25 protein-coding genes are annotated in these 20598 nt (G+C 63.5%); 12 read left to right on the plus strand and 13 right to left on the minus strand.

The window, feature by feature from the left end; translation table 11 throughout:
* Positions 1–41: 41 nt before the first annotated feature.
* The 3 genes from CK219_RS13960 (at position 42) to CK219_RS13970 (ending at position 1907) form a co-directional block, all read left to right on the plus strand.
* The gene (locus CK219_RS13960) at positions 42–800 is read left to right on the plus strand and encodes a transglycosylase domain-containing protein (protein WP_095767340.1); all 759 of its coding nucleotides are present in this window, start codon (positions 42–44) and stop codon (positions 798–800) included.
* A gap of 293 nt (positions 801–1093) precedes the next feature.
* Positions 1094–1276 (plus strand): 50S ribosomal protein L32, encoded by a 183-nt coding sequence (gene rpmF / locus CK219_RS13965; protein WP_006203806.1) that lies wholly within the window; start codon positions 1094–1096, stop codon positions 1274–1276.
* A gap of 229 nt (positions 1277–1505) precedes the next feature.
* Positions 1506–1907 (plus strand): hypothetical protein, encoded by a 402-nt coding sequence (locus CK219_RS13970; RefSeq protein ID WP_095767341.1) that lies wholly within the window; start codon positions 1506–1508, stop codon positions 1905–1907.
* A 239-nt stretch (positions 1908–2146) separates the two neighbouring features.
* On the opposite strand, the gene CK219_RS13975 is transcribed toward CK219_RS13970, so the two are convergent.
* A complete protein-coding gene (locus CK219_RS13975) occupies positions 2147–2665 on the minus strand; it encodes a helix-turn-helix domain-containing protein (protein WP_095767545.1) in 519 nt (172 codons plus the stop codon).
* An 88-nt stretch (positions 2666–2753) separates the two neighbouring features.
* Between CK219_RS13975 and CK219_RS13980 the strand changes: the two genes are divergently transcribed.
* The 4 genes from CK219_RS13980 to CK219_RS13995 all read left to right on the plus strand — a co-directional run bounded on the left by CK219_RS13980 (position 2754) and on the right by CK219_RS13995 (position 5179).
* The gene (locus CK219_RS13980) at positions 2754–3581 is read left to right on the plus strand and encodes an alpha/beta hydrolase (protein WP_095767342.1); all 828 of its coding nucleotides are present in this window, start codon (positions 2754–2756) and stop codon (positions 3579–3581) included.
* A 93-nt stretch (positions 3582–3674) separates the two neighbouring features.
* Positions 3675–4331: a glutathione S-transferase family protein gene (locus CK219_RS13985; RefSeq protein WP_095767343.1), complete on the plus strand. Its 657-nt coding sequence runs from the start codon at positions 3675–3677 to the stop codon at positions 4329–4331.
* Positions 4332–4337: 6 nt separating this feature from the next.
* Complete coding sequence (locus tag CK219_RS13990) at positions 4338–4673, plus strand: metalloregulator ArsR/SmtB family transcription factor (RefSeq protein WP_095767344.1); 336 nt, start codon at positions 4338–4340, stop codon at positions 4671–4673.
* An 11-nt stretch (positions 4674–4684) separates the two neighbouring features.
* Positions 4685–5179 (plus strand): SRPBCC family protein, encoded by a 495-nt coding sequence (locus tag CK219_RS13995; RefSeq protein ID WP_095767345.1) that lies wholly within the window; start codon positions 4685–4687, stop codon positions 5177–5179.
* Between the two features lie 61 nt (positions 5180–5240).
* On the opposite strand, the gene CK219_RS14000 is transcribed toward CK219_RS13995, so the two are convergent.
* The 3 genes from CK219_RS14000 to CK219_RS14010 all read right to left on the minus strand — a co-directional run bounded on the left by CK219_RS14000 (position 5241) and on the right by CK219_RS14010 (position 7072).
* The gene (locus CK219_RS14000) at positions 5241–5516 is read right to left on the minus strand and encodes a metalloregulator ArsR/SmtB family transcription factor (protein ID WP_095767346.1); all 276 of its coding nucleotides are present in this window, start codon (positions 5514–5516) and stop codon (positions 5241–5243) included.
* Between the two features lie 32 nt (positions 5517–5548).
* Positions 5549–6796, minus strand: coding sequence for an MFS transporter (locus CK219_RS14005; protein ID WP_095767347.1), 1248 nt, complete (start codon positions 6794–6796; stop codon positions 5549–5551).
* A gap of 81 nt (positions 6797–6877) precedes the next feature.
* Positions 6878–7072, minus strand: coding sequence for a DUF1192 domain-containing protein (locus CK219_RS14010; RefSeq protein WP_095767348.1), 195 nt, complete (start codon positions 7070–7072; stop codon positions 6878–6880).
* Between the two features lie 207 nt (positions 7073–7279).
* Between CK219_RS14010 and CK219_RS14015 the strand changes: the two genes are divergently transcribed.
* The 3 genes from CK219_RS14015 (at position 7280) to CK219_RS14025 (ending at position 9646) form a co-directional block, all read left to right on the plus strand.
* Complete coding sequence (locus tag CK219_RS14015; RefSeq protein ID WP_095767349.1) at positions 7280–8290, plus strand: NAD(P)H-quinone oxidoreductase; 1011 nt, start codon at positions 7280–7282, stop codon at positions 8288–8290.
* Between the two features lie 262 nt (positions 8291–8552).
* Entirely contained in the window at positions 8553–8693 is a 141-nt protein-coding gene (locus tag CK219_RS14020) for a DUF1127 domain-containing protein (RefSeq protein WP_095767350.1), read from the plus strand.
* A gap of 254 nt (positions 8694–8947) precedes the next feature.
* On the plus strand, positions 8948–9646 hold the full coding sequence (locus CK219_RS14025; RefSeq protein ID WP_095767351.1) for a DUF1013 domain-containing protein: 699 nt from the start codon (positions 8948–8950) through the stop codon (positions 9644–9646).
* Between the two features lie 70 nt (positions 9647–9716).
* Here CK219_RS14025 and CK219_RS14030 read toward each other — a convergent pair whose 3' ends face one another.
* The 3 genes from CK219_RS14030 to CK219_RS14035 form a co-directional block, all read right to left on the minus strand.
* A complete protein-coding gene (locus CK219_RS14030) occupies positions 9717–10436 on the minus strand; it encodes a YafY family protein (protein WP_095767352.1) in 720 nt (239 codons plus the stop codon).
* Positions 10437–10454: 18 nt separating this feature from the next.
* Positions 10455–10580: a hypothetical protein gene (locus tag CK219_RS32595; RefSeq protein WP_263481799.1), complete on the minus strand. Its 126-nt coding sequence runs from the start codon at positions 10578–10580 to the stop codon at positions 10455–10457.
* Between the two features lie 207 nt (positions 10581–10787).
* Positions 10788–10952: a hypothetical protein gene (locus CK219_RS14035; protein WP_095767353.1), complete on the minus strand. Its 165-nt coding sequence runs from the start codon at positions 10950–10952 to the stop codon at positions 10788–10790.
* Positions 10953–11157: 205 nt separating this feature from the next.
* Between CK219_RS14035 and CK219_RS14040 the strand changes: the two genes are divergently transcribed.
* The gene (locus CK219_RS14040; RefSeq protein ID WP_095767546.1) at positions 11158–11319 is read left to right on the plus strand and encodes a hypothetical protein; all 162 of its coding nucleotides are present in this window, start codon (positions 11158–11160) and stop codon (positions 11317–11319) included.
* 41 nt (positions 11320–11360) lie between these two features.
* Here the strand turns inward: CK219_RS14040 and CK219_RS14045 are convergent, their stop codons facing one another.
* The 6 genes from CK219_RS14045 to tkt all read right to left on the minus strand — a co-directional run bounded on the left by CK219_RS14045 (position 11361) and on the right by tkt (position 20061).
* Complete coding sequence (locus CK219_RS14045; protein ID WP_095767547.1) at positions 11361–12101, minus strand: thioredoxin family protein; 741 nt, start codon at positions 12099–12101, stop codon at positions 11361–11363.
* A gap of 154 nt (positions 12102–12255) precedes the next feature.
* Positions 12256–13281 carry a class I fructose-bisphosphate aldolase gene (locus CK219_RS14050; RefSeq protein WP_095767354.1) on the minus strand — a complete coding sequence of 342 codons (1026 nt, stop codon included), beginning with the start codon at positions 13279–13281 and terminating at the stop codon, positions 12256–12258.
* Between the two features lie 117 nt (positions 13282–13398).
* Entirely contained in the window at positions 13399–14595 is a 1197-nt protein-coding gene (locus CK219_RS14055; protein WP_095767355.1) for a phosphoglycerate kinase, read from the minus strand.
* A 160-nt stretch (positions 14596–14755) separates the two neighbouring features.
* Positions 14756–16645 carry a potassium/proton antiporter gene (locus tag CK219_RS14060; RefSeq protein ID WP_224637013.1) on the minus strand — a complete coding sequence of 630 codons (1890 nt, stop codon included), beginning with the start codon at positions 16643–16645 and terminating at the stop codon, positions 14756–14758.
* Positions 16646–16914: 269 nt separating this feature from the next.
* Positions 16915–17925: a type I glyceraldehyde-3-phosphate dehydrogenase gene (gap, locus tag CK219_RS14065; protein ID WP_095767356.1), complete on the minus strand. Its 1011-nt coding sequence runs from the start codon at positions 17923–17925 to the stop codon at positions 16915–16917.
* A 144-nt stretch (positions 17926–18069) separates the two neighbouring features.
* Positions 18070–20061 carry a transketolase gene (tkt, locus tag CK219_RS14070; protein ID WP_095767357.1) on the minus strand — a complete coding sequence of 664 codons (1992 nt, stop codon included), beginning with the start codon at positions 20059–20061 and terminating at the stop codon, positions 18070–18072.
* 260 nt (positions 20062–20321) lie between these two features.
* Between tkt and CK219_RS14075 the strand changes: the two genes are divergently transcribed.
* Positions 20322–20594 carry a DUF4164 domain-containing protein gene (locus tag CK219_RS14075; RefSeq protein ID WP_023763725.1) on the plus strand — a complete coding sequence of 91 codons (273 nt, stop codon included), beginning with the start codon at positions 20322–20324 and terminating at the stop codon, positions 20592–20594.
* Positions 20595–20598 lie beyond the last annotated feature (4 nt).

The following is a 20598-nucleotide window of genomic DNA, read 5'->3' on the forward strand; positions in this document are numbered from 1 at the left end:
AAGCAGGCTCGCGCCTTTATGCCGGAGGAGGCGAGGCACGGGTGGACGGCTTGACGGAACCGATCGTCGAATATGAAAGCGAAGGGCTGGACATGGCGCGACGTCGGCGCCTGAACCGCGCCGGTCTCAAGCGGCTTGGCCGGCGTTGCCTGGTCGTGGCGCTCGTGCTGGCAGTCATACCGGTCGTGCTCACCTTCCTTTATCTGCCACCCTTCGTGCATCCGGTCTCGACGCTGATGCTGAAGGACCTCGTGACTTTTTCCGGCTACGACCGGCGCTGGGTTTCGATCGATGACGTGGCGCCGGTGCTGGCGCATTCGGTGATCATGTCGGAGGACGGGCAGTTCTGCTTTCATCGCGGCGTCGATCTGGGCGAGTTGCGCGGCGTGGTCGACGACGCGCTGGCCGGCGAGGCGACGCGCGGCGCCTCCACCATCACCATGCAGACGGTGAAGAACCTTTTTCTGTGGTCGCGCCCATTGGGCAGCGTGCGCAAGGTGGTCGAGCTGCCCCTGGCCGTCTATTTCGATGCTGTGATGTCGAAGCGGCGGATCATGGAAATCTATCTCAACATCGCCGAATGGGGGCCGGGCATCTACGGCATCGAGGCCGCCGCCAGGCATCATTTCGGCGTCTCTGCCAAGCAATTGTCGCGCCGGCAGGCGGCGCTGCTTGCCGTCAGCCTGCCCAACCCGATCGCGCGCAATCCCGCCAGGCCGGGGCCGGGCCTGCGGCGGCTGGCCTCGCTGATCGAGCGGCGCGCGAGCAGGTCAGGCGCCTATGTCGGCTGCCTTGACTAGGTGCATCGATATTCAAGTGAGCCCGGCCTGCGAACGGCGGCTACCTGCGCTTCCGGTGCTCACGTACTTTAAGTACGCTCCGCTCCGGTTCTCGGTGGCCACCGTTGTCGGCTCGGCCTGACTTGAATCTCGACACACCTAGTTCCTGTCCTCCTGCGGCAAAAAAATTCGCGCCGGCGCTGGCCAAAACGGCGCAAGGCGTGTATAGGCACCCGACTTTCTCAGATTATGGCCTCGATGCGGCCCTTCGCGAGGGTTGCCGGGGCATTTTGACCATGTAGTGGAGCATATCCATGGCCGTTCCAAAAAGAAAAACCTCTCCGTCGAAGCGCGGCATGCGCCGCTCGGCCGACGCGCTCAAGGCCCCGACCTATGTCGAGGACAAGAATTCCGGCGAAATGCGCCGCCCGCATCACATCGACCTGAAGACCGGCATGTATCGCGGCCGTCAGGTTCTTGAGCCGAAGGAAAGCTGAGAAGCTTCCGCGGTTCGTGACGTTTCAAAAGACCGGCCTCTGGCCGGTCTTTTTGCGTGCGGCCCTTGGTTGAGAGAGACCTGGGTCTCGCAGGCTGCAGAAAAGCCGGTCAACCGGCTGACATTGTTATTTCATTAGGTCTTAGAGCGTGTTCGCCGCCGCCGGCGAAAAGCCTTGACGGCGCGCCTGCCGCGGATTTTACAAAAGGGGTGCCCATGGAGTCGCCCAGATGTTCGGTGCCATCCCGCTGCTGATCGTGCCCTTCGTCCTCTACAATCTCGGCCTGCTGGGATTGTTCGGCGGCGGCGACGATCCCTGGACGATCGAGATGTTCTCCTTCCGCATGATGTCGGGCGGCGTGTTCTCGATGACGCTTGGTGGCCTGATGGTGCTGATCGGGCTGATCTTCCTCTTCGTCGAGATCTCAAAATCGGTGCGCACCACCAACGCCTCGATCCTCGATCACCTTTTGTCGACGCTGGTCTTCATCGCCTTCCTGGTCGAATTCCTGCTGGTGAAAGGCGCGGCGCACTCCGTCTTCTTCACGCTGATGGTCATCGCGCTGTTCGACGTGCTGGCCGGCTTCTCGGTGTCGATGCGGTCGGCCAGCCGGGATATCAATTTGAACTAGGTCTTCCAACGTCATTCCAGGGCGAAGCAGGAGCGAAGCTCCGTCGCGAAGACCCTGGAATCTATGCCGTTATCTTCGCCAAGGAGTGCAACAGAGCAGAATTCTGCACCGCAGGAACGCTTCGAACGCACGGAATCGATTCTATGGTCTGCGCGCGTCGCGTCGCTCCTTGCTCCGCCATAGAATGACAATGCGAGGAACGTTCCGGCTAATCTCCAAAACCCCCGATACGAAAGCGGTCAATCCACAGTAGCCTCAGCTTTTCGTGCGACCACTGCCTCGTAGGCAGCGCGCAGTTGCTGGCGCACGGTCGGCGTGCCCGGCGGCGTCTTGGATGGCGCGCCCAGATGCTCGTGACGCAGTTCGTCCATGAATTGGTCCCATAGCGGCGGACCGCCCTTTTCGAGCAGCTCGGCGCGGATCGACAATTCTTCCGTGACCGGCAGCCAGACGCGTCCCCAGGCGCCGAGCTGCGCCAGGATGGGCACCAGCGTGATCGCCATCTCGGTCAGGCTGTAGATCGCCTTCTGCCTGTGGCTGGGGTCGTCGGCCTTGGTCAGCAGGCCAAGCTCCATCAGCCGTTTCAGCCGGTCGGCCAGGATGTTGGAGGCGATGCCTTCCAGCGAGCCGTTGAGCAACTCGCGAAAATGGCGCCGGCCGCCAAAGATCATGTCGCGCAGGATGATCAGGCTCCAGCGGTCGCCAAAGACTTCGAGCGACAGATTGATCGGGCAGCCGGACCGACGGTCGATGCTCATGGCACTCTCCAGAAAAACCAGTTGCATTATGATATCGGTTTGATTATCGTGCAACTGATTGCAAATTGCAATCGGATAGGAGGAGCAGATGACCACCGCAGCGCAGCGCCCCGACATCGTTTCGGAAAGCTTCGGCAGTCCGAAAGATCCGCCGATCCTTTTGATCATGGGCGCCATGGCTTCGATGCTGTGGTGGCCGGAAGCCTTCTGCCGGCAACTTGCCGAGCGCGGCCGCTTCGTCATCCGCTACGACAACCGCGACACGGGCCTATCGACCAAATTTCCGCCGGGCGCGCCGTCCTACACGTTCGAGGATATGGTGGACGACGCCATGCGCGTGCTCGACGACCATGGCGTCACCAGAGCGCATGTCGCCGGCATGTCGATGGGCGGCATGCTCGCGCAGAGCGTGGCGCTGAAATATCCCGAACGCGTCAGCGCGCTCACCGTGATCTCCTGTTCGCCGCTCGGCGTCGATACATCCGGCCTGCCCGGAACGACCGAAGCCTACAAGCAGCACTCGGCCGAAGGCGGCAATGTCGACTGGTCGAAGCGGGAGCAGGTGCTCGACTTCATGGTCAAGGATGCCCGCGCCATCGCCAGCACTCGCCATCCGTTCGATGAGGGGCGGACGCGCAAGATGATCGAGGAGGATTACGACCGCTCCGGCGGTCTGGCCAGCGCGACCAACCATTTTCTGCTCAAAGGCGGCGGCCCGCAGCGCACGGTGCGGGATCTGCGCGTGCCGCTGCTCGTCATCCACGGTAGCGCCGATCCGCTCTTCCCGATCGAACATGGCGAAGCGCTCGCCAAGGCGGTTCTCGGCGCAAAGCTGGTCAAGGTCGAAGGGGGCGGCCACGAACTGCATCGCAACGACTGGTCGCAGATCATCGAGGCCATCGCCGCACACGGCTAGCGCCTGCAAGACGCCGGCTTGACTCGAGCCGTCCGCGACAATAGTGAAGTAGTTACTTCAGTATCGATTATCCGAATGCGAAAGAGAGCCGGAATGTCCCTGACGCTGCATTTCCACCCGCTGGCCTCGTTCTGCTGGAAGCCGCTAATCGCGCTTTACGAGAACGACACGACATTCGAGCCGGTCATTGTCGACCTCGGCGACGAGGCTTCCCGCGCCGCATTCCTGAAAGTGTCGCCGACCGGCAAGATGCCGGCGCTGCGTGACGATGCGCGGGACCGCACGATGCTGGAATCGACCATCGTCGTCGAATATCTCGCCGCGCATTACCCCGGGCCGATCGAGCTCATTCCCGCCGATATCGATCTCGCCCTGCAGGTCCGCCAGGCAGACCGCTTCTACGATTTCTACGTGCAGCATCCGATGCAGAAGATCGTCGGCGACAGGCTGCGGCCGACGGACAAGACCGATCCGTTCGGGGTCGAGGAGGCCCGCGTGCAGCTGCGCAACTCCTATGCCATTGTCGACGAGGAGATGGCGGCAAGGACCTGGGCCGTAGGCGAAAGCTTCACCATGGCCGACTGCGCCGCCTCGCCGGCGCTGTTCTACGCCAACAAGGTCGAGCCCTTCGGCGAAAAATTCCCGGCCTTGAAACGCTACCACGAGCGGCTGCTCGCGCGCCCGTCCTTCGCCCGGGTGATCGAGGAAGCGGGACCTTACTTCAAGCTCTTTCCGTACAATAACGGCTAGAGCGAGATGCTCCACGATCCCGCCCAGCTCGACCTGATGTTCCAGGCGCTCGCCGACCCGGCGCGGCGGCAGATGGTGGACCGTCTGTCGCGCGGGCCGGCTTCGGTCAGCCAGCTTGCTGAACCGTTAGCGATGTCGTTGTCGGCCGTCGTCCAGCATCTCAACGTGCTTGAGGCAAGCGGCCTGGTGCGGACCGAAAAGCTTGGCCGGGTGCGGACCTGCCGGATCGAGCCGCAGGCGCTTCGGGCCGCCGAGCACTGGATCAACGAGCGGCGGCTTGCCTGGGAGCGTCGGCTCGACCGCCTCGGCGATTTCCTCGCTGAAACGAAAGATGAAACCTGAAGGGTCCCGTCATGAGCGAACGATCCGTCGTCCATTCCACCTTCGTCATCGAGCGCGTCTATCCGGCGGCGCCGGAGAAGGTCTATTTCGCGCTGAGCGATCCGACGGCGAAGAAGCGCTGGTTCTTTGACCCCGACAACCCCATGCCCAGCCGGCATGAGATGGATTTTCGGGTCGGCGGCAAGGAAGTGAATGCCGGCTGTCCCAGCGACGGACAGATGCATTTCTACAACGCGATCTATCACGATATCGTGCCCAACCGGCGCATCGTCTACAGTTATGAGCTCTTGTTCGGCGAAACCCGGGTCTCCGTGTCGCTTGCGACGATCGAGCTCGTCGCCGAAGGCAAGGGAACGCGGCTCATCCTGACGGAGCAGGGCGCCTTTTTCGACGGCATCGACTCACCGGCCACCCGCGAACACGGCACCGGCGAATTGCTCGACGCGCTCGGGACGGCACTGGGAGCTGAGGGCTCCGGCCAAAGCGCATCGCGCTTTGGGTCTTGACGCCTGTCGTTGTCTCAGAACCGCTGCACACTTCTGAGCGACATGCATCAAACGCCAAAGACTATTCCCCAGGCGCCGTTTCCCAGAATTGGTCGAGCCAGATATTGAGCCTGAGGAAGCCGGCGCTGCTGACAGTATAAACGCGCCTCGTGCCTTGGGGCTTGGCGTTGACTAGGCCGGCGTCCAGCAGGACCTTCAAATGCTGGGAGACCGCCGGGCGTGAGACTGGCAATCCGGCGGCCAATTCGTTCACCGTCTTTGGGCCGCGCCGGAGTTCTTCCAAGAGATAGCGCCGGTTGGGATCGGCTATCGCCATAAAGGCGTCAGAAAACATCATGCCTTTATTTGTGAGGCAAAGTCTCGCGAATCTCAACTATCGGTTTCAACCTTTCTGCGCGGATCGAGCCGCGTGGCCTCGGGCGTGACGGCGCGGTCCGCGGGCTGCGTCTTGAAGGCATCGCGGTTTTCGATCGGCACCGGCGCGCGGGCGCGGATACGCAGCAGCGTGTAGCCGGCGAGGCTGAGATGGGCGAGCGCGGTTGCAAGGAAAAGGCCCTCCGGACGCACCGAACCCATCAAGGCCGCGGCCAGGAGCGGGCCGATCATCGTGCCGAACCCGTAGAGCAGCAACAGGCCGCCGGAAACCTTGACGAAGTCCTCGGCGCGGGCGTGGTCGTTGGCATGCGCGACGGCGATCGAATAGAGCGTATAGGCGAAGGCGCCATAGGCGGCGGTCAGCACGATGACGAAAACACCCGAACGCGGCGCGACCAGGAAGATCAGCACCGCGACTAGCGCCGCGCCGAAGGCCGCGCCGGCCAGCACGAAGCGGCGATCGGTCGTGTCCGAGAGACGCCCGGCCGGAAGCTGCATGGCGGCGCCGGCGATGACCACAAGGCTCATCATCAGAGCGATCTCGGCGGTGGAGATGCCGATGCGGGCGCCATAGACGGCGCCGAGCGTGCCCCAGGCGCCGTTGGCAATGCCGATCAGGAGGCAGGCCACGGCCGACACCGGCGAATTGGCGTAGAGGCCTTTGACGTCGAGCTTGACGTCCTGCAGGGGCTTGGGATGCGACTGCGTCGACACGGCCGTCGGAATGAGCGATAGGCAAAACAGGATGCCGGTGATCATGAACAGCGAGGCCGACCGAACATCGCCGCCGGCGACGATCATCTGGCCGCCCATGATCGAGGCATAGGTGACCATCATATAGAGGCCGAAGACGGTGCCGCGGTTCTCGTTGGTGGCCTTCTCGTTCAGCCAGCTCTCGATCACCATGAAAGCCCCGGCCATGGTGAAGCCGGTGAAGGCGCGCAAAAGGATCCAGAAATATTCGTCGATGATGAGGCCGGTGAGCAGCGCGATGATCGCGCCGGACGCGGCGAAGGCGCCGAAAGCCCTGACATGGCCGGCACGGCGAACAAGACGCGGCGCGAAGAAACAGCCGGTGACGAAGCCGCCCGCCCAGGCCGTGCCCATCAGGCCGAGCGATGCAGTCGAAAAGCCTTCCACCTGGCCGCGCAGCGGCAGGAGCAGCCCGTGCAGGCCGGATGCGGCGAGCAGGAACGCGGTGCCGCGCAGCAGCGAGAGGATCGGTCTGTAGGTTGCAAACATCGCTTGATCCGGGTTCGAGACGCAGGGCCTGAAGACAGATGTATTCGGGCTTTTCGGCGGCGAGAGAGCACGCCGAACAATTTATCCGCGGCGGAACAGCGACTCGGCGGCGGATTTGGTGGCGCCCTTGGCGGTGCGCTCGGCTTCCAGCCTGGCGATCTCGTCGCGCAGCAATGCGATGCGCTCGGACAATTCGTCGACGGACAGCAAAGACAGGTCCTGGCCGATCTCGTGCGGGCGCTGCTTTTTCCTGGGTTCGTCGTCGAAGATCGCCATCCGTCGCTCCTCTCTTACTCGGCCATTTGCCTGATTTGGCAATCGGCATACATAGAGCAATTCCGGGAAAAATGCGTAGCGGTTTTCCGCCCGGAATAGCGTAGGAACAAAGAGTTGGAGCAGGTTGGCGCTTCTTCAAGCGCCGAACTGCTCCAGGCAGATGCAAACGGGCGGCGATAGACCGGGATACAGGGAGAACACGATATCATGGCAAACGGACAGAAGATTCCGGCGAAGATGACGGCCATCGCGATCTCGCAACCGGGTGGGCCAAAGGTGCTCAAGCCGGAAACGCGCGACGTGCCGGTGCCCGGCCCCGGCGAAGTGCTGATCCGGGTGCACGCGGCCGGCGTCAACCGGCCGGACGTCCAGCAGCGCAAGGGCGCCTATCCGCCGCCGCCCGGTGCATCCGACTTGCCGGGCCTCGAAGCGTCGGGCGAAATCGCGGCGCTCGGCGACGAGATATCGCGCTGGCGCATCGGCGACCGGGTCTGCGCGCTGACGCCGGGCGGCGGCTATGCCGAATATGTCAAGGTTCATACCGGCAGCGTGCTGCCGCTGCCGGCGGGTTTCACGCATTCGGAAGCCGCCGCGGTTCCGGAAAACTACTTCACCGTCTGGCACAATGTATTCGAGCGCGGCGGCCTGAAGAAAGGCGAGACGCTGCTTGTCCATGGCGGTTCGTCCGGCATTGGCACCACCGCCATCCAGCTCGCCTCGGCCTTCGGCGCCACTGTGATCACCACCGCCGGCAGCAAGGAGAAATGCGACGCCTGCCTGAAGCTCGGCGCCGACCGGGCAGTCAACTACCGCGAGGAGGATTTCGTCGCCGCCGTGAAGGATGCGACCGATGGCAAGGGCGCCGACGTCATCCTCGACATGGTCGGCGGCGATTATGTCGGGCGCAATTACGATGCCGCGGCCGTCGAAGGGCGCATCGTACAGATCGCAGTGCAGGCCGGGGCCGTGGCCAGCGCCGACTTCTCCAAGGTCATGGTGAAGCGGCTGACCCATACCGGCTCGACGCTTCGCCCGCGTACCGTCGAGTTCAAGGCGGCGATCGCAGCCGTGCTCGAGGCCCAGGTGTGGCCACTGCTCGGCACGCGCAAGGTGGCTCCTGTGATGGACATGATCTTTCCGCTGACCGAAGCCTGGCGGGCGCACGAGCGGATGGAAGACGGCGAGCATATCGGCAAGATCGTCCTCGATGTGGAGTAGGATGGGGCTTCTGCGCTTCCGGTACTCACGTACTAAAGTACGCTCCGCTCCGGTTCTCGAAGTCCACCATTTTCGACTCGGCCTGACCTGAATCTCGACCCATCCTGGCGTCGGCGCGTGTCCGGTTCCAAGCTGAACGAAACCTTAATGCTGCATTGCACAAAACGCATTGCGGCCATGCAAAAGCGTCCGTTCAATTTGTGGGCAGGAGTGCCTATTTACGCGGCATCAAACGATTTGACCAAACGACTGGAGAACCATCATGAACCCGATCAGTGCTTTCCGTAAGTGGCGCATGTACAACGAGACCGTGCGCGAATTGAACAAGCTCAATGCCCGCCAGCTTAGCGACCTCGGCATCAACCGGGCCGATATCGAGCGTATCGCCCGCCAGGCGGTGTAATCAGACGCAGCCCGGCCTCGCGGTCGGGCTGCGACATGCAAGCCAGAGCCGTCGAGACGCTTGCTTTGTTTCCGGTTCCAAGCCCGCTGGACCTCGTCCAGCGGGTTTTGTCTTTTTAGGGCCTTGAATCGGCCCTTCCCAAAAACATTGCGAAAATTGGAGGGAGCGTTTATACAGGCCGCGAATTTCCCATTTTGGTGGCTCTAAAACCACCGCCCGCGCGGGAACGCGGGCGAACGAGAAGGATTTTTGATATGGCCAATTCGCTGCTGATGCCCAAGGCGACCGCCGTCTGGCTGGTCGACAACACCGCGCTTTCCTTCGAGCAGATCGCGCAGTTCTGCGGGCTGCATCCGCTGGAGGTCAAGGCGATCGCCGACGGCGAGTCGGCCCAGGGCATCAAGGGCATGGACCCGATCATCACCGGCCAGTTGACGCGCGACGAGATCGCGCGCGGCGAGAAGGACATCAACTACCGGCTGAAGTTGTCGGAGCCGAAGGTGCGGGTGCCGGAATCGAAGCGCAAAGGCCCGCGCTACACGCCGCTGTCGAAGCGCCAGGACCGGCCGAACGCCATCTTGTGGCTGGTGCGCAACCATCCCGAGCTCAAGGATGCGCAGATTGCCCGTCTCGTAGGCACCACCAAGTCGACGATCGAGCAGATCCGCGAACGCAAGCACTGGAACTCGGCCAATCTGCAGCCGATGGATCCGGTGACGCTCGGCCTCACCTCGCAGATCGACCTGGACCTCGAAGTCAACCGCGCCTCGCGCGGCCGCGAGCCGGCGCAGCCGGTCGGCGACACGCTGCTGCCCGCCGCGCTCACCGAACGGCTGGTGCCGGCGCCGGAGAAGCCGAAGGATGAGGACCAGGAGCTCGATGCCAACGCCGTCTTCGCCAAGCTTTCGGCGCTCAAGTCGAAGGACAAGAACGAAGACGACGATCAGGAGTAAGCGTCTCGGCATCCAATAAAAAAGCCCGCTCGAAGCGGGCTTTTTTATTGGACAATGGCTTGGGAGGAAGTCACGTCCGCGCGGCGCGGTCGGGGGCCATGCCGTAATCCTCTGAGCGCTCGACGGCGCGGTAGAAATCGGCGAGCTGCTTGCCTCGCTCCGGCTTGAAGATGCGGCCGGCAATGACGACCGAGGCGATGCGATCGATGCGGAAGGCGCGGAAATCGTCGCGCATCTCGCACCAGGCGACCAGTGTCCAGACCTTGCCCCAGAACCACAGCCCCAACGGCCTGATGTCGCGCGCGGTGCCGCGGCCGGCTTCGTCGGAATAGTCGATGGTCAGCACCTGGCGCTTCTCGATGGCGCGCTCGATCAGGTCGATCGCTTCCCGCGCGGCGTCGCTCACCACCCACATCGGCGTGTGGATCTCGGTGCGGGCGATGCGGTCCTTCTCGGTGTCGGGCAGCACGGCGCCGATCTTGACTAGCGCCTCGTCGGCGGCCCTCGCCATCGTAGCGCCGCCGAAGGCGCGCACCATGCGGGCGCCGGCAACCAGCGCCACGATCTCGTCACGTGTGAACATCAGCGGGGGAAGGTCGAATCCCTCCCGCATCATGTAGCCGACGCCCGCTTCGCCATCGATCGGCACGCCGGTCGACTGCAGGTCGGCTATGTCGCGGTAAATGGTGCGCTCGGACACCTCGAGCCATGCGCCTAGCTTCTGCGCGGTGACCAGCCGGCCGCCCCGCAAATGCTGCACGATCTGGAAAAGCCTGTCAGCACGACGCATCGCTAGATCCCCCGAGGATTATGGCATAAGCCCTTCGCGCTTGCGCAGCGCGGCAACGAATTTCGCTCCGAAGGACAGTCGCGGCGACGGCTTGATGTGGTTGACGCCCGGTGCGTTCAGCTTGTCGTTCCAGCTTCTCACCATTGCGGATTACTCCGGATCGTCGAACCATGTTCGTTGCTGTCAGGATCTAAGCCGCTCCAATTACCGCATGCCTCCTGACAACATACTGTCAGGAGGCTGCGGCGAAGCTACCGGCAAACAAAGGCTTCTTTCCCTGAACTCAACATCGCTGGCCGCCATTACATCTGGGCGCGCTGCCGCCACAATCCAAGTCGCGGCAGCGAAATTTCAGTTTTCGCGTACGCGGCCCTGGTAAAGGTCCGGCCAGCCGATGTCCTTGCGGATGTCCGCCGGCAAGGTGTTCAGGAAACGCTGGGTGCGAATCTCGTTGCGCACGGTGCGGATTCTGCCGACATAATGCTGCACACTACGCAGAATTGTAAAACCGTTCATGACCTCACTCCTCTCTTTTGGATGGGAAGAGTATCTCACACCCCTCCTGACAGCAGTCTGTCAGGAAGTTGGCAGGGTGCGGAGAAAGACGGTGCAGTGCCGCTCGCAGCGTTCGAATAGGCCCTATTTCTGTCAGGAATGCTCCGCCCGAGGGTGCGCTCGAGAACAGCTTTGACAGTCGCCATCGATGCTGGTCAAAGGCGGCATGACGAAACTGCTCGCCCTTGTCATCTGCGGCATCATGCTGATCCAGGTCATCAAGCCGCTGGGCTGGCCGGGGCTGAAGCGGCGCAGCGATTTTTGGAAGCTGGCGCTGCTTGCGATGGCCGCGATCTCGCTGGCGGCGGTGCTTGGACACTGGGTATAGGCCTGTTCGGGGGACCGCCCGCGAGTGGCGCGTCCTGCCGTTCACGCGCAGCAGTCCGACCGATCCTTGTCTTTGTCCCGATATTCGTCATGCAGGCGCACCCAGTCCATCAGGTTGTGATAGGGACCCGTCTCGCCGCGGCCCTTCGGCGTCATGTCGAGATAATGATAGGTGCCGATGAGCGCGTCGCCGCCGCGGGCGCGCGACATGAAGGTGAGAAAGATGTCGCCGCACTCGTTGCGATAGAAGATGCTGGTGCCGGGCAGGTCTTTCGAGCGCAACGGGCGCTTCTCGAAATTGTAGGTGGTTTCGCCCGCCGCGATCTGCCTGTCGGTGAAGGAGACCTGCAGGTCGAAGTTGAAATCGGACGCATAGGACGACACCCAGTCGAACTTCCAGCCCATGCGCTGCTTGTAAGGCAGGATTTCGGCCAGCGGCGCACGCGAGACGACGACCAGCGAGACGTCATGATGCTTCAGATGCTGGTCGGCGCCATCGATATGGTCGGCGAGGAACGAGCAGCCCTCGCAGCGGTGGTCGGAACCCGGGGCCATCATGAAATGATAGACGATGAGCTGGCTCTTGCCGGCGAACAGTTCGGCAAGATGCTTCGGCCCCGCTTCGCTCTCGAAAACATAATCCTTGCGCAGTTTGAACCAGGGCAGTTGCCGCCGCTCCGCGGCGATAAGCTCGCGGAATTTTGTCAGCTCCTTCTCGCGCTCGAGATGCTTGCGATGCGCTTCGAACCAGTCTTCGCGCGAAACCACGGCATTGCGATGCATGACCATCTCCTGTCCTCTCCTGCCAAGGACGTTCGACATCGGCGCGATCCGACATGGTCGATAGCGGTCGGCGCCTGACAAGTGGGAACGCGGCTCGCAAAAAGCAAAAACCCGGGCTGCCGGCCCGGGTTTTATGCACTGCTCAGAGATGGCGTCAGGCGGCCTTTTCCAGCGCCGGCTGCCATTTTCCGAGCGCCGCCAGATGGTTCATATGGGCCCGGTGAGTGAAGGCAGCCTGGCCGGCGGCAACATTCGAGGCCTTGCCACTCCATGCCTTCTGCGGCGCGGCCTGCAGCGCGCGGCCATAGGAGAAGGTCAGTTTCCAAGGATGTGGGCCGATGGCGTTGATGGCATTGAGGTTGGCGGTCGCCTCCTCGTCCTCCTGGCCGCCGGAGAGGAAGGCAATGCCCGGCACTGCCGACGGCACCACCTCGCGGAACAGCTTTATCGTCTTCTCGGCGATTTCCTCCGGGCTGTCGCTCTTGCCCGACTTCTTGCCGGAGATGACCATGTTCGGCTTCAGGATCGAGCCTTCCAGCACGACGCGGGCCGCGTAAAGCTCGTCGTAGAGCTTGATCAGCGTCGCCTTGGAGACGTCGTAGCAGGTGTCGATCGAATGCGCCCCGTCCATCAGCACTTCCGGCTCGACGATCGGCACGATGCCGGCTTCCTGGCAGAGCGCGGCATAGCGGGCCAGCGCGTGGGTGTTCGAGGCGATCGAATTGGCCGAGGGCACGCCCTTGCTGGTGTCGATGTCGATCACCGCGCGCCATTTGGCGAAGCGGGCGCCGAGCTTGTAATAGTCGGCAAGCCGCTCGCGCAGCCCGTCCAGGCCCTCGGTGATGGTGTCGCCGGGAAAGCCGGCGAGAGGCTTGGCGCCGAGATCGACTTTGATGCCGGGAATGGCGCCGGACGCCTTGATGATGTCGACCAGCGGTGTGCCGTCGGCGGCCTTCTGGCGAATGGTCTCATCGTAGAGAATGACGCCGGAGATGTATTTTGACATCGCCTCCTTGGACCGGAACATCATCTCGCGATAGTCGCGCCGGTTATCGGCCGTGGATTCGACGCCGATGACGTCAAAACGCTTCTTGATGGTGCCGGAGCTCTCATCGGCGGCCAACAGGCCCTTGCCGCCGCTCACCATCGCGGCGGCGATATCTTCGAGACGTTCGCTCATGGGTGCTCTCCTACGCTGCGTTTATTCCGCGCTAGCAGAACACTACCGCCAAAGGAATGACGCCGGAAAGCTAGAATCGATTGAAAGCCGCGCGGGCTTTGCCTGGTCTCGGACTGTTTACCGCTTCAGCACCTCGACGCCGGGCAGCGGCTTGCCTTCCATCCATTCGAGGAACGCGCCGCCGGCGGTCGAGACATAGGTGAAGTCGTCGGCGACGCCAGCATGGTTGAGCGCGGCCACCGTGTCGCCGCCGCCGGCTACCGAGACCAGCTTGCCTTCCTTGGTGCGTGCGGCGGCATGCTTTGCCGCGGCCACCGTAGCGCGGTCGAAAGGCTCGATCTCGAAGGCGCCAAGCGGACCGTTCCAGACCAGCGTCGCGGCGCGATCGATCCAGTCGTTGACGCTCTGCACGGTCTTTGCACCGACATCGAGGATCATGCCGTCGGCCGGCACGTCCGAGATGGCGACGGTCTCGCTGGCGGCGCCCGCCTTGAATTCCTTGGCCACAACGCCGTCGGTGGGCAGGATGATGGCGCTGCCGGCTTCCGCCGCCTCGATCATGATCTGCTTGGCGGTGCCGGCGAGGTCATGCTCGCAGAGCGATTTGCCGACATCGGTGCCGCGCGCGGCAAGAAAGGTGTTGGCCATGCCGCCGCCGATCACCAGCGCGTCGACCTTCTTCACCAGGTTCATCAAAAGGTCGATCTTGGTCGAGACCTTGGCGCCGCCAACGATGGCCACCACCGGGCGTACCGGATCGCCGAGGCCCTTTTCCAGCGCGTCGAGCTCGGCCTGCATGGTGCGGCCGGCATAGGCCGGCAAATGATGCGCCAGACCCTCGGTCGAAGCATGCGCGCGGTGCGCGGCCGAAAAGGCGTCGTTGACATAGATGTCGCCATTGGCGGCGAGCTGTTCGGTGAAGGCCGGTTCGTTCTTCTCCTCCGCCTTGTGGAAGCGAGTGTTCTCGAGCAGCAGGACGTCGCCGTCCTTCATCGCCGCGACGGCTTCGGCGGCCTTGGCGCCGATGCAGTCGGCGGCGAAACCGACCGGGCGGCCGAGAACGTCAGCCGTGGCCCTGGCGATCGGCTCCAGCGAGAATTCGTCCGACGGGCCGTCCTTGGGGCGGCCGAAATGCGCAAGCAGGATGACCTTGGCGCCCTTTTTCGAGAGCTCGGCGATGGTCGGGCCGATGCGCTCGATGCGAGTGGCGTCGGTCACCTTGCCGTCGGCGACGGGAACGTTGAGGTCGACGCGCACCAGGACGCGCTTGCCGCTGACGGCGCCGATATCATCGAGTGTCTTGAAGCCGGCCATGGTCGTTCCTTCCTGGTGCCTTGACGCAATCCGGACGGAAAACCGCCCACACTTTTCGTGAAATTGCTCTAGCGAAAACGCGGCGACCTTACTCGGCGCGAAGGACGATGCAAGGGCCGCGTCAATGGCGCGCGCGCAAAAATGATGTCGCCGTGAGATATCAGCCTTCGCCGGTTGCCTTCTGCCCGTCCGCTGCGGGCGCCACGGTGTCGACCGGCACGTCGTCGGCTGCCTGCTTCGCCGCCGGCCTGCGCCAGCTGCGGATCAGCGCCGCGATGCGGTCGCCGATCTCGCCGGCGCTCATGAATACCGGCACGCGCGCGACCGGCGCGGTCGGCTCGAAGGACAGGCCGAGGCCGGTGATTCTGCCTTTCTCATCCACATCGCGCACGATCAGCTCGATCGGTCCGATCATCACACGGTCGGCATATTCGGCACGGCCGCCGAGCCGCTCGGTAACGAGCGCTGCAACGGTGAGCTTCTGCTCGGCCTCGGACAGGCCGGGGGCATAGGCCGCTTCCAGCTCCGCGGCCGAGCGGGCCGGATCGACGGCAAAGGCGCCGAAGAAGTCGGCATCCTCAGGATCGACCACGGCGCGGCTGGCAAAAAGCTTGTCGAGCAGGCGCGGGTAGCGGTCCGGCACGAAGATGTAGACCTGATCGCCGGCCGCCAGCCGGCCCATGTCCTGGAAGCGCATCGAGCGGCCGTCGCGCAGCACCAGCGAGGGCCTCGCCCAGCGCGGGATGCGCTCGCCCCGCGCCACCGGGCTGCCGGGTGCTACGCGATAGGCGAGCAGCTCATGATGTGCCGAGCCCGGCAATTCGAGCTCCACCTTGTCCAGCGGCCCAAGACGGGCCGGCACGATCAGCCCGAGGCGGCGCGCCAGCGGACCGACCGTCCAGCCCTGCACCACCAGCGACACCAGAACGATGATGAAGGCGGCGTTGAAGATCAGCCGGCCGTGCTCGAGCCCGCCGAGCAGCGGCGTTATGGCGAGCAGGATCGAGACCGCGCCGCGCAGGCCGACCCAGGAGACGAAGGCGACCTCTGGCCGCGGCAGCCGGAACGGGGTCAGGCAAAGCCAGACGGCGACCGGGCGGGCGACGAAGATCAGGAACAGGCCGAGCAGGATCGCCGGCACAAGGATTTCGGGGAATTGCGAGGGTGTGGCGAACAGGCCGAGGATCAGGAACATGATGATCTGCGCCAGCCACGACATGCCGTCCTGGAAACGCTTCAGGATGGTGACGGCGCGTATGTCGGAATTGCCGGCGATCAGCCCGGCAAGATAGACGGCGAGGAAACCCGAGCCGCCGACGGCGCCGGCTGCCGCGAACACCATCAGCGATAGCGTCAGCACGAAGATGGGCAGCAGGCCGTGATCGAGATTCAACCGCTCGACCAGACGCACGATGGCAAAACCGCCGAGCACGCCGATGACGGCGCCGAGCCCCATATTGGCGAGGAAGCCGAGCAAAAGGTTGGTGGCCAGCACGTTGGCTTCCGGGTTGGCATGCGCGGCGATGATCTCGACCAGGGTGATGGTGAGGAAGATGGCGATCGGGTCGTTGGTGCCGGATTCCACCTCGAGCGTCGCGCGCACGCGCTCGCGCAGATGGATCTCGCCGGCGCGCAGCAGGAAGAAGACGGCGGCCGCGTCGGTGGAGGCGACGGCAGCGCCAAGCAGGGAGGATTCCAGCCAGCTGAGCTTGAGAACATAGGAAGCGGCGGCGCTGAAGATGGCTGTGGTCAGGATAACGCCGATCGTGGCCAGCGACAGCGCCGGCCCGGCTGCTTGCCTGAGCGCGTTGAGCGGCGTGCCGAAACCGGAATCGAACAGGATCACGGCCAAAGCCAGTGAGCCGGCAAAATAAGCCAGCCGCGCATTGTCGAATTCGATGCCGAGGCCGTCGACGCCGGTGGCAAGCCCGATGCAGAGGAAGAGCAGCAGCAAAGGAGCGCCGAAGCGGAAGGCGATCAGGCTCGAAAACGCGGCGGCGACAATGAGCGCCGTGCCGACCAGCGTCACGAGATAGATCGCATGCTCCATCCGCTGTTGCCCCTCCAAATCCCTCTGTTTGTGGCTTTACGGGAGAGTGGGGCGAAGACATGACCAGTGCAAGGCAACAGGATGTTTTTTGGGTTCAATGCTTCCAAACTTCGTCATTCCAGGGCGAAGCAGGAGCGAAGCTCAGCCGCGGATTCTGGAATGACGACGCGATTGGTGTTCCGGCTGTCACCAGGTGCGCTGATCCGCCGAGGCTTAAACGAAAACGCCCGGCCGAAGCCGGGCGTTTTGAACTGTAAATTGACGAGCGATCAGCCGATGGTCTTGCCGAAGGCGACGGCGGTGTCGCCCATGCGGTTCGAGAAGCCCCATTCATTGTCGTACCAGGACAGCACCGAGACGAAGTTGCCGTCCATCACCTTGGTCTGGTCGAGTGCCACGATCGAGGAATGCGGGTCGTGGTTGAAGTCGATCGACACGTTCGGGTGATGGGTGACCGACAGAACGCCCTTCAGCTTGCCATTGGACGCGGCGATGACCGCTTCGTTGATCTCCTGAGCGGAAGTCGAGCGCTTGGCGATGAACTTGAAGTCGACAACCGAGACGTTCGGGGTCGGCACGCGGATCGAAATGCCGTCGAGCTTGCCCTTGAGCTCGGGCAGGACAAGGCCGATCGCCTTGGCGGCGCCCGTCGAGGTCGGGATCTGCGACAGCGCCGCGGCGCGGGCGCGGTAGAGATCCTTGTGCATGGTGTCCAGCGTCGGCTGGTCGCCGGTGTAGGAGTGGATCGTCGTCATCATGCCCTTCTCGATACCGACGGTCTCGTGCAGCACGGCCGCCAGCGGCGCCAGGCAGTTGGTGGTGCAGGACGCGTTCGAGATGACGATGTGGTCCTTGGTCAGCTTGTCGTGGTTGATGCCGTAGACGACGGTGAGGTCGGCGCCTTCGGCCGGGGCCGAGACGAGCACGCGCTTGGCGCCGGCGGTGAGATGCGCGGCGGCCTTGTCGCGGGCGGTGAAGATGCCGGTACATTCGAGCGCGATATCGACACCGAGCTCCTTCCAGGGCAGCTGGGTCGGATCCTTGATCGCGGTGACCTTGAACTTCTCCTTGCCGACCGAGATCTGGTCGCCGTCCACGGTCACTTCATGCGGGAAGCGGCCATGCACGCTGTCATAGCGCAACAGGTGCGCATTGGTCTCGACCGGGCCGAGGTCGTTGACGGCGACCACGTCGATGTCCTTGCGGCCGGATTCATGGATGGCGCGCAGGATGTTGCGGCCGATGCGGCCAAATCCGTTGATGGCAACTCTGACGGTCATTGTTCTCTCCCTTGGGGCGGATGGGTCCGCAGTGTCATAACGGCGGAAGGCGCAAGAATCCAGCCGCAGAAGGTCGCATTTAAATCGATTAGGTTGGTCCAGCCCGGCAAAGCGTCAACCGACGTTGCCGGGCTGAGCCAATTCTTAGTTGCCGTGCAGCCGGGCTTCGACCGCCTTGGCCGCAGCTTCGGCGGTGATGCCGAAATGCGGATAGAGCTGCTCGATCGAGCCGGAGGCACCAAAACCGTGCATGCCGACAAAAATGCCGTCGGTGCCGATCAGGTGATCCCAGCCCTGGCGGATGCCGGCTTCGATCGCGACCTTCACCTTGGCGTTGCCGATAGTCTTCTTGCGGTAATCCTCGCTCTGCTGGTCGAACAGCTCGAAGCAGGGCACAGAGACGACGCGGGTCGGATGGCCGTGCTTTTCCAGCAGGTCGCGCGCGCCAAGCGCGATCTCGACCTCGGAGCCGGTGGCGAAGATCGTCACCACGGCCTCGCCGCCGGCGGCGGCCAGCTCATAGGCGCCCTGGCTGGAGAGGTTCGTCGCCGAATGCTCCGTGCGCACGGTCGGCAGGTTCTGGCGGGTCAGCGCCAGCGTCGAGGGCGTCTTTTCGGATTCCAGCGCAATCTGCCAGCATTCGGCGGTTTCGACCGCGTCGGCCGGGCGGAAGACATTGTGGTTGGGGATGGCGCGCAGCGCCGCCAGATGCTCGACCGGCTGATGCGTCGGGCCGTCCTCGCCGAGGCCGATCGAATCATGCGTCATGACGAAGATCGAGCGGATGCCCATCAGCGAGGCAAGGCGCATCGACGGGCGGGCGTAGTCGGAGAAGCACAGGAAGGTGCCGCCATAGGCGATCAGGCCGCCATGCAGGGTCAGGCCGTTGATCGCCGCCGCCATGCCGTGTTCGCGAATGCCGTAATGGACATAGCGCTGGCCGTAATCATCGGGGGTGATGTTCTTGGTCTGGCTGGTCTTGGTGTTGTTGGAGCCGGTGAGGTCGGCCGAGCCGCCGATGGTTTCCGGCACCGCGCCGTTGATGACTTCCAGCGCCATCTCCGACGACTTGCGGGTGGCGACCTTCGGCTTGTCGGCCGACAGCTGCTTCTTGTAGTCGGCGATGACGGCGTCGAAGTTGGAGGGCAGCTTGCCGGCGAGGCGGCGCTCGAACTCGGCCTTGAGCTTCGGCTCGGCCTTCGCCAGGCGGCCTTCCCAGTCGGCGCGGGCCTTGGCGCCACCCGTGCCGACGGTCCGCCAGGCATCGAGGATGTCGGCCGGAATCTCGAAGGGCGGCGAGTCCCAGTTGAAGAATTTGCGCGCCCCGGCGATTTCCTCGGCGCCCAGCGGCGAGCCATGCGCCTTGTTGGTGCCGGCCTTGGTCGGGGCGCCGAAGCCGATGGTGGTCTTGCAGGCGATCATCGTCGGCTTGTCGGAATGGCGCGCCGCCTCGATGGCATACGCGATCGCTTCCGGATCGGTGCCGTCGATGTGGCTGGCGTTCCAACCGCTGGCCTGGAAGCGGGCGACCTGGTCGGTGTTGTCGGCCAGCGACACCGGACCGTCGATCGAGATGTTGTTGTTGTCCCAGAAGACGATCAGCTTGTTGAGCTTCAGATGCCCGGCCAGCGCGATGGCTTCCTGGGATACACCTTCCATCAGGCAGCCGTCCCCAGCCAGCACATAGGTATAATGGTTGACGAGGTCGTTGCCGAAGGCGGCGTTCATGATGCGCTCGCCGAGCGCGAAGCCGACCGAATTGGCAAGACCTTGGCCGAGCGGGCCGGTGGTGGTCTCGATGCCGGCGGCATGGCCGTATTCGGGATGGCCGGCGGTCTTGGAGCCGAGCTGGCGGAAATTCTTGATCTGGTCGATCGTCATGTCCTCATAGCCGGTGAGGTACAGGAGCGAGTAGAGCAGCATCGAGCCGTGGCCGGCCGACAGAATGAAGCGGTCGCGGTCGGCCCAGTGCGGTGCCTTGGCGTCGAATTTCAGGAAACGGCTGAACAGCACCGTGGCGATGTCGGCGCAGCCCATGGGCAGGCCTGGGTGACCGGAGTTCGCCTTCTCGACGGCGTCCATGGAAAGGAAACGGATCGCGTTGGCCATCCGATCATGTTGTTCACGCGAGGTCATGCTTCCTCCGGAAGTGAGTTGGAGCCTGGGGAGAACCCTTGGAAAAGGATGCCGCGACACATAGCAGGCACGGTCTTTTAGTCAACAAATCGGGATGGATTTTGCCGGGCTTGTGATGGCACCCGGCGCCTACATTAGCGATAGCGGGGGACAGTCGCGAGAGCTTTGTTGACGCGCCCTTCACCCGGCGCCTAATCTTTCGGAGGTAACGCATTCTGAACGCGTGCGATTCGGTGATGGGCAGGGCATAGGACGAAGCCATGACCGGGGAAACGACCCTCAAGGAAGTTATCGCCAGGCTGGGCAAGGCCATGGAAGGGCTGGAAAACGCCGTGGCGGCGAAGCTCGAGCATGAGCGCGATTATTCGGAAGCCGAGGCCGAGGTGCAGCGCATGAACGCCGACCGCTCGCGCCTGGCGCAGGAGCTCGACAATTCCGAAGCGCGCGCCGAACGGCTGGAGGACGCCAACAAGGAAGTGTCGCGGCGGCTGGTGACCGCCATGGAAACCATCCGCGCGGTCCTGGACAGGTAAGGCA

Source organism: Mesorhizobium sp. WSM4313 (assembly GCF_002294725.1).
Classification (GTDB): Bacteria; Pseudomonadota; Alphaproteobacteria; order Rhizobiales; family Rhizobiaceae; genus Mesorhizobium.